Source organism: Amaricoccus sp., assembly GCF_017993425.1.
Classification (GTDB): Bacteria; Pseudomonadota; Alphaproteobacteria; order Rhodobacterales; family Rhodobacteraceae; genus Amaricoccus.
In genome coordinates this window covers 1-7697 of sequence record NZ_JAGOMQ010000078.1, presented here as the reverse complement: position 1 = coordinate 7697, position 7697 = coordinate 1, and the positions used below count along the sequence as shown (strand labels likewise).

General features: G+C 65.5%; 8 protein-coding genes. 2 read left to right on the top strand and 6 right to left on the bottom strand.

From position 1 onward, the window contains the following. Positions 1-215, bottom strand: a 215-nt coding sequence (locus KBB57_RS19700; RefSeq protein ID WP_290754014.1) for an aminopeptidase P family N-terminal domain-containing protein, incomplete at its 3' end; no start/stop codon positions are given. Between the two features lie 195 nt (positions 216-410). Here KBB57_RS19700 and KBB57_RS19695 point away from each other — a divergent pair. Next, entirely contained in the window at positions 411-1292 is an 882-nt protein-coding gene (locus KBB57_RS19695; protein WP_290754009.1) for a LysR substrate-binding domain-containing protein, read from the top strand. Between the two features lie 97 nt (positions 1293-1389). On the opposite strand, the gene KBB57_RS19690 is transcribed toward KBB57_RS19695, so the two are convergent. From KBB57_RS19690 to KBB57_RS19670, 5 genes are all read right to left on the bottom strand, one after another. Next, positions 1390-2475 (bottom strand): ABC transporter ATP-binding protein, encoded by a 1086-nt coding sequence (locus KBB57_RS19690; RefSeq protein ID WP_290754006.1) that lies wholly within the window; start codon positions 2473-2475, stop codon positions 1390-1392. After that, positions 2472-3278 (bottom strand): ABC transporter permease, encoded by an 807-nt coding sequence (locus KBB57_RS19685; RefSeq protein WP_290754004.1) that lies wholly within the window; start codon positions 3276-3278, stop codon positions 2472-2474. Before KBB57_RS19685 ends, KBB57_RS19690 begins: the two co-directional genes overlap by 4 nt. Then, a complete protein-coding gene (locus KBB57_RS19680; RefSeq protein WP_290754011.1) occupies positions 3275-4081 on the bottom strand; it encodes an ABC transporter permease in 807 nt (268 codons plus the stop codon). Before KBB57_RS19680 ends, KBB57_RS19685 begins: the two co-directional genes overlap by 4 nt. Positions 4082-4188: 107 nt before the next feature. Next, the gene (locus KBB57_RS19675; protein ID WP_290754003.1) at positions 4189-5322 is read right to left on the bottom strand and encodes an extracellular solute-binding protein; all 1134 of its coding nucleotides are present in this window, start codon (positions 5320-5322) and stop codon (positions 4189-4191) included. Positions 5323-5422: 100 nt separating this feature from the next. Continuing rightward, positions 5423-6364: a LysR substrate-binding domain-containing protein gene (locus KBB57_RS19670; RefSeq protein ID WP_290754001.1), complete on the bottom strand. Its 942-nt coding sequence runs from the start codon at positions 6362-6364 to the stop codon at positions 5423-5425. Between the two features lie 67 nt (positions 6365-6431). On the opposite strand from KBB57_RS19670, the gene KBB57_RS19665 reads away from it, so the two are divergent. Then, positions 6432-7214, top strand: coding sequence for a creatininase (locus KBB57_RS19665; protein WP_290753999.1), 783 nt, complete (start codon positions 6432-6434; stop codon positions 7212-7214). Positions 7215-7697: the final 483 nt, after the last annotated feature.

Here is a 7697-nt window from a genome sequence, read left to right as displayed (position 1 = left end):
TTGCCGCCGAAGGTGCGACGGGCGGGCTGACCGCCGTCGATGCCGGCCGAGATCGAGGTCGAGGCGTCGTGGGTGACGACGAGGCCGTAGCGGCGGCCGAAATAGCAGAAGAGGAAGTCCGAGTAGTAGTTGATGCAGTGGTAGGAGGTGAAGAGCGCGGCGTCGATGCCGGCCTTGGCCATGTGGCCGCGGATCGCGTCGAGGCGACGCTGCATCTCGGCGACCGAAAAGGTCGGGGTGACCTTCGGACCGTTCCTGGTGAAGTCCTGAAGGCGTTCGCGCTCGAGGGCGAGGCTGGTCATGGGGTTCCTCCTGTCTTTTGGTGTTCCGGCATTCTCGTCGTCAAACGGCCCGCTTGTCAAAAGAGCGTTTCTCAGGAAAGCATTAGCTGAGCTCATGGAGGGGCCGCAATGTCGCAGCCGCCGCTCGGCGCGCTCCGGGTCTTTGAGGCCGTCGCCCGGCTGGGCAGCTTCAGCCGCGCCGCCGATGAGCTCTGCGTGACCCAGTCGGCCGTCAGCCATCAGATCCGCGGGCTCGAGGCCTGGTTCGGAGCCGCGCTCTTCGAGCGGTCTGGCAACCGCGCGATCCTCATGGGGCACGCCGCGGAGCTGGCGGCGGCGCTGGGGCGCGCCTTCGGCGACGTCGACGCGGCCTGCCGGCGCGCGCGCCGCGCCGGGGGACCGGCCATCCTGACCGTCGCGGTGATCCCCTCGGTGGCGATCTGCTGGCTCATCCCGCGGCTCGGCCATTTTCGCGCCGTCGCGCCGGGGCTTGAGGTGCGGGTCGTCTATGCGCTGCATGGCCAGCCGATCGATTTCGCCGATGTCGACGTGGCCGTGGTCTTCGCCGCCGCGCCGCCGGTGTTTCCAGGGATGACCGCCGCGCCGTTCCTGCCCGGACGGACGGTTCCGGTCTGCGCGCCCCATCTCGGCCGCCCGCGATCAGCGCGGGACATGCTGGCCGCGGGCCTGCTGCACGATACCGACGCGAGCGCATGGAGGCTGTGGTTCGACGCATCGGGCGCCCCGGAGCTGACGCTGGCCGCGGGTCCGGTCTTCGAGGATTTCAACCTGCTGCGCGCCGCGGCGCTCGCCGGACAGGGGGTCGCCCTGTGTCCTCCCGCCATCATCGCCGACGATCTCCGGGAGGGCAGGCTGGTTCAGCTTTCGGACACGGCGATCCGAGACGGCTACGGCTACTATGTCGTTTCCGCGGTCGAGCCGGATACGCAACATGGACATGCGATCAAGGCGTTCCGCGGGTGGCTGCTGTCGACGGTGCCGGCGCCCTGAGCAGGTCCGTCCCGGCAGAGCCGGGCCGTCCGCTCCGGATTTCTGAATTTGCGCGATATCCTGATCACCAGACAATTCCGTCTGGTTGGATATCGCTCTAGCCTCCCGGCAGCACATGGCCCGCGTCCCGGTCCCAGGACAGCCAGACCTTGGCGCCGGGAGAAAGACCGATCCGCGCGACCTCATCGTGGCTCTTCTGCGCCCGCAGCTCCTGGCCGCCCGCGGCCTCCAGATGGACGATCGCCGTGGCGCCGACGAACTCCTCGGCGATGACCGTCGCCTCGAGCGTGTTGCCGGCGGTCGGCCGGGTGCCGCTCAAATGAACGCGATCGTCGGAAACAACGAAGGTCGCCTCGTCGCCGGCCCGTATTCCCGGGACCGACGGCACGTCGAAGACGCCGGACGGGGTCTCGATCACGAGGCCGCCCCCTGGCCCTCCGGCTACCCGGCCGGCGAAGACGTTCGACGAGCCGAGAAACTCGGCAACGAATCGGGTGCGCGGAGTCCGGTAGATTTCTTGCGGCGCGCCGATCTGCTCTATGCGGCCGCGGCTCATGATGACCACGCGGTCGGCCATCGAGAAGGCCTCGGACTGGGAATGGGTGACATAGACGAAGGTGATGCCGAGCTCGCGCTGGAGGTTCGACAATACTGCCTGCATCCGCACCTTGAGATGGGCGTCGAGGGCCGAGAGCGGCTCATCGAGGAGCAGGATCTCGGGCTCGGTGACCAGCGAGCGGGCCAGCGCGACACGCTGGCGCTGGCCGCCGGAAAGATGCGCGACATTGCGCTCGGCGAATTCGGCGATATGCATCCGCTCGAGCCACTTGTCAGCGCGCCGGCGGCGCTCGGCCTTGTCGACGCCACGCATCCTGAGCGCGAACTCGACATTCTCGCGGACCGTGAGGAAGGGAAATAGCGCGAGGCTCTGCCAGACCATCGGCGTGTCGCGTGACCAGGTGGGGAGGTCGTTGATCCGCTTGCCGGCGAGGCGGATATCGCCCTCGGAGGGGGTGTCGAGCCCGGCGAGCATGCGCAGCGTCGTGGTCTTGCCGCAGCCGCTCGATCCCATGATCGCGAGGAACTCGCCCTTGTGGATCTCGAGATCCATCGGCTCGACGGCGATGAAGTCGCCATAGCTCTTGGAGACGCGGTCGAAGACGACGAGGGGGTCGCGGGTCATGACGGAGTTCCGGTGCTGGAGCGGCTGCGCTTCATCAGGAGGATCTGGGCGAGAACGACGAGGGTCATCGTCGTCAGGAAGACGAAAGTGCCGATCACGTTGATCTTCGGACTGACCTGGCCCTGAAGGAAGCCGAGCACCTTGACCGGCAGGGTCTCGTTCAGGCCGGAGACGAACCAGGAAACGGCGAACTCGTCGAAGGAGACCGCCATGGTGATGAAGAGGGCGGCGAAGATCGCCGGCCGGCAGAAGGGCAGGATCACGTGGCGCATCGCCACCCATTGCGACGCGCCGAGGTTCCAGGCCGCGGCCTCGAGCGCGGGGTCCATCTGCGAGAGGCGGAGCCGGATGATCGCCATGGCGAAGGGCGCGCACATGACGACATGCGCGATGATGACCGAATGGATGCCGCCCGACAGGCCGATATTGGCGAGGAAGGCGAGCATGGCGAGGCCGAGGATGACGACCGGGATCGTCGGCGGCAGCAGCGCGAGCGCGAGGTAGAGCGACTTGCCGAAGAAGCGGTAGCGGAAGTCGGTGTAGGCGGCGCCGAAGCCGAGAGCCGTGGCGAGGATCGAGACGGTGACGCCGACGATCACCGAGTTGCGCAGTCCCTCCCAGACCAGCGGGTCCGCCGCCACCTGCTGGTACCAGGTCAGGGAGAAGCCGCCGAGGGGCAGCGAGGGGAAGCGGTCTACGTTGAAGGAGAAGACGAAGCTCGCCGCGATCGGGGCGAAGACGAAGGCGAAGGTGGCGAAAAGATACAGACGGAGGGACCAGTCGATGGTCGTGCCGCGGTTCATCGGCCACGCTCCTTGTAGGCGAACCGCACGGCGGCGAAGGCGACGGCGAGAAGCGTCGCGATCATCACGAGCGCCACGACGGCGGCCCGCGGCCACTGCTGGCCCGATTTGGTGGTATCGGTGATGAGGATCGAGAGCGTCGGCGGGTCTCCGCCGCCGAGGTAGAGCGGCGAGACGAAGTCGCCGAAGGTCAGGATGAAGGCGAAGAGCGCGGCGATCGTCAGCCCGACGCGCGCCGAGGGGACGACGACGCGGAACACGGTCGCGAGCCGACCGCAGCGCAGGTTGTGGGCGGCTTCGATCAGCGTGCGATCGACGAAGACGAGGCTGAAGAGCTGCAGCAGGATGACGAGCGGCAAGCAGAGGGTCAGGTAGCCGACCATCACGCCGAAGGTCGAGTTGAGCAGCGGGTACGGCCCGAGACCGACATGGCCGAGCGCGGCGTTGATGATGCCGTTGTCCGACAGAAAAATCTGCCACGAATAGACCCGCACGAGATAGCTGGTGAAGAACGGGATCACCATCAGGAAGACGGCCCAGCGTCTGGCGCTCTCGGAGAGCTTGAAGGCGATGGCGTAGGACGCGGGGAAGGCGAGGGCGCTCGTAAGGAGGGCAGCGGCGGCCGAAAGAGCGAAGGTGCGGAAATAGGCGCCCCAGAACACGCTCCGGCCGAGCATCCGCGACCAGTTGTCGGGGTTGAAATCCGGCTCCATGCGGAAGTTGCGGACCGACCAGAAGCTGAGCGCGATCAGGAACAGGAGCGGCGCGAGGAAGAACACGAGCTGCCAGACGAGCATCGGCATGGAGAAGGTCAGCCCGTAGACGGAAATGCTTTTACGCACGCGGACTCCTTTCGCATGAGGGCTCGGTTCGCCGGCCGGCGGCCCGGCCGCTGGGCCGGGCGGCGCGATCAGGCACCCTTGTAATCGGACCAGAAGTCGTTCCAGTCCTCGAGGCTCTGCTGGACGGGCAGTTCGCGATACTTGATGCGGCCCTTGCGGATCATCTCGACGGCGTTGTTCGGGTCGTCGAGCACCATGCCCTGGCGCTTCGCTTCGGCCGGATCCTCCTCGGCGAGAAGCTCCCAGCCGGCCTTGTTCGGGATGAGGGCCGGATAGGCGGCCATCGTCGCGGACCTCACCTGGCCCTGGGCCGACGTGATGTACTGGATCCACTTCTTCGCGAGGTCGGCCTTGGCCGAGCCCTTGCCGATCGAGAAGGACTCGGTCCACTGCAGGCCACCCTCCTCGGGGATGACGCTGCGCACCTTGGCGCCGTTCTTCTCGAGCGTCCCGGTGATCCAGTCGCCGATCCCGGCCATCGCCAGCATCTGGCCGTTCTGCAGCGACGAGAAGGTACCGCCGTAGTCGAAGAAGCCGCCGATCTGCGGGCGGAGCGTCATCATCTTTTCCTGCAACGCCTCCCAGGCGTCCTCGTCGATGTCGTAGGGCGAGGCGTTCCCTTGCAACAGGCTGATCTGGCCAAGGTTCGGAAGGTGCCAGTCGAAATGACCGACCTTGCCGGTCAGCTTCTCCGACCAGTAGACGTTGTAGGTCGAAGCCTCCTGCTCGGTGATCGCGTCCGTGTTGTAGGCGACCCCCAGGAAGCCAAACCGGGTCAGGACAGAGAACAGCTTGCCGTCCTGCCAGTGGCCGGGAAACTGCTGGAACTCCGGAAAGTAATCGGCGAAATCGTAATCCGCCGGGTCCAGCTCCTCGATGTACCCGGCGGCGTTCAGCTGTTGAACGTATTCGGCATCCGACAGGATGACATCGAAGGTCCCTGGAGGAGACTGGGCGATCAACCCAAGCATATTGTCGCCGCCCGTATAGTACTTCGGCTTGAACTTTACGTTGTTCTCAGCCTCGAAGGCGGCGACGACATCGGGCTCGGCGTGGCCGTACCAGGCGAGCATGGTGAGCTCAACCGGCTGAGCGAAGGCACGGCGGTTGAGGAATGGCGTGGCGAGGACGCCACCGGCGAGAGCCGTTGCCCCCTTGAGGAAGTGGCGGCGTGTCCCGAAAGACAAGCTGAGGTTGGACATCTGCGGTTCTCCACCCTGTTTTGACGAAACCATAGCAACCGTTGGCTCATCAGGGAAATTGATTGGGCTAATGGTTCCATAATCTGGGGAAATGCCTCGCCTACAATCCGCGCAGTTCGCCGGGTGGACGGGTCAAGTCCCCCGAGGTGCCGGCCCTGTCGAGATGAGCGATGACATGGTTGACCAGGTCGATACCGGCGGGGCTGAGCCGAGGGTACTTGTAGAAGAGCCCGACGCGGATGTCCTCGAGTGGCGGCAGCCCATCCTCGGGGCCGAGGACGCGCATGCCGGGCAGCAACGTGTGGCACGTCAACGCACTTATCCCCAGACCGTTCAGAACAGCATTCTGCAGGCCGGAGATTCCCGGGCTGGTGTAGGAGATGCGCCACCGGATATGGGCGGCATCGAGGGCTTGGATCATCCGGGCGCGGTAGGTGCAGCCATCGGGATGCGCGGCGATCCGAAGCCCCGCGCCTACCTCGACGCGCCCCTCCCTGGCTCCCGCCCAGATGGGACGCTCGATCCAGGAACGGGAAAGATACTGGGTACGGCCTGAGTCAACCATCGCGATCACGAGGTCGAGATCGTCGCCGCGCATCCGTTCGAGGATAGCCGTGCTCAGGCCGCAGCTGATCTCGAGGGCGACCTCGGGATGCCGCCGAGCATAGTCGGTGATGACACCCTGAAGAAAGGCAACGGCATAGTCGCTCGGCAGGCCCACGCGGAGCGTCCCTTCTTGCCGCGCGCGATTGAAGAAGGCGGCGGCGTGGTCATTGAGGAGCAAGATGTCACGCGCATAGCTCAGCAGCATCTCGCCGTCAGGCGTCAGCTGGAACGAGCGGCCTTCCTGGCGCAGGAGCGGCCGACCGACCAATTCTTCGAGGCGCCGCATCTGCAGCGAGACCGCCGGCTGGGTTCGGCCGAGCGTTTTGCCGGCCTTGGTGAAGCTGCCCAGATCGACGATGCTGACGAAGGTGCGCAGCAGATCGGTCTGGAGATTGGTCGCCGCCTGACTCATTGGGGTGCCTGATGGCAGGATCATGACAATAAATTTCCCATATGCCGGGAGTTTAGTCTATCCCGTTGTGCGTATCCGAGAGGAGATGACGATGGCGCACGAAACAGTCTTCGCTGCCGAATTGGCCTGGCCCGACTACCACGCGAAGGTGCGCGACGGGGCCGTGCCAATTCTGATCCCGATCGGGTCGATGGAGCAGCACGGCCATCACATGCCGATGCATGTCGACGTGCTGCTGCCGGTCGAGTTCGCCCGCCGTGTCGCGGCCGAAATCGGGGCGCTGGTCGCTCCGCCCTTCACCTACGGCTACAAATCGCATCAGAAGTCGGGCGGGGGCAACCACCTGCCCGGAACGACGAGCCTCGACGGCGCCACGCTGGTCGCGGCTCTGCGCGATGTCATCAAGGAATTCGCCAGGCACGGAGCGCGGCGTATCTGCCTTGTCAACGGCCATTTCGAGAATTCCTGGTTCATCGTCGAAGGTATCGACCTCGCCCTTCGCGAGCTGGGCTGGGGCGGCGTCGACGACATGAAGATCGTCGTCCTCTCCTACTGGGACTTCGTCGACAAGCCGACGATCGCGCGGCTCTACCCCGAGGGCTTCGCCGGCTGGGATATCGAGCACGGCGGGGTGCTTGAGACTTCGCTGATGCTGGCGCTCTATCCCGACCAGGTGCATCTCGACCGAGCCATCGACCACCCGCCGGCCAAGTTCCCGCCCTATGACGTCTATCCGCCACACAAGGAATGGACACCGGCGAGCGGCACTCTCTCGTCCCCCAAGGCCTCATCGCGCGAGAAGGGCGAGATCCTGCTCGAAGTCTGCACCCGGGGTATCGTCGGCGCCCTCCGGAACGAGTTCCCGGCGGCCTGACGGGACGCCCCCTCGCTGTCTCCCACCAACACCTGACGCTCGAGGCCTTGCCTGAAGGTTTTTCGCGAGTGGGTTCTCGGTGTCGAGCAGCCGTGGATCAGCTCGCGGATGTTCACGGCAAGAGCGTCGATCTCCGCTTGTGGCGGGTCGGGTCGGTGATCTCCTTCGATCCCACTATGCCAGCCCAAACACGGAATTCCTGACAGTCCCGCGGGATCACCCCCGCCATGAAGCTGAAGGCGATGAAACTGGCGGCATAGTTCTACTAACGCGACCCCTGAAAAATGGGGGGATTACCCGACGTCCGCCACCGTCACGCCCGGCATCATGCTCTCCGCCGCGATGCGAGCACGCTCCGCCGGACTGCGCCGAAGTCGACCGCTCGGACCCTCGAGCACCTCAAGCCGCGAAACCCCAACGCCGCTCAAGCCGTCCAAATGGACGCCCACTTTGCCGTCTGTCTCCAAATCCAACACCCTCCGC

Excerpts from the sequence above, each read along its gene's own strand:
- KBB57_RS19675 (WP_290754003.1), bottom strand. The coding sequence starts at position 5,322 with ATGTCCAACCTCAGCTTGTCTTTCGGGACACGCCGCCACTTCCTCAAG.
- KBB57_RS19665 (WP_290753999.1), top strand. The coding sequence starts at position 6,432 with ATGGCGCACGAAACAGTCTTCGCTGCCGAATTGGCCTGGCCCGACTAC.
- KBB57_RS19680 (WP_290754011.1), bottom strand. The coding sequence starts at position 4,081 with ATGCCGATGCTCGTCTGGCAGCTCGTGTTCTTCCTCGCGCCGCTCCTG.
- KBB57_RS19685 (WP_290754004.1), bottom strand. The coding sequence starts at position 3,278 with ATGAACCGCGGCACGACCATCGACTGGTCCCTCCGTCTGTATCTTTTC.
- KBB57_RS19690 (WP_290754006.1), bottom strand. The coding sequence starts at position 2,475 with ATGACCCGCGACCCCCTCGTCGTCTTCGACCGCGTCTCCAAGAGCTAT.
- KBB57_RS19695 (WP_290754009.1), top strand. The coding sequence starts at position 411 with ATGTCGCAGCCGCCGCTCGGCGCGCTCCGGGTCTTTGAGGCCGTCGCC.
- KBB57_RS19670 (WP_290754001.1), bottom strand. The coding sequence starts at position 6,364 with ATGATCCTGCCATCAGGCACCCCAATGAGTCAGGCGGCGACCAATCTC.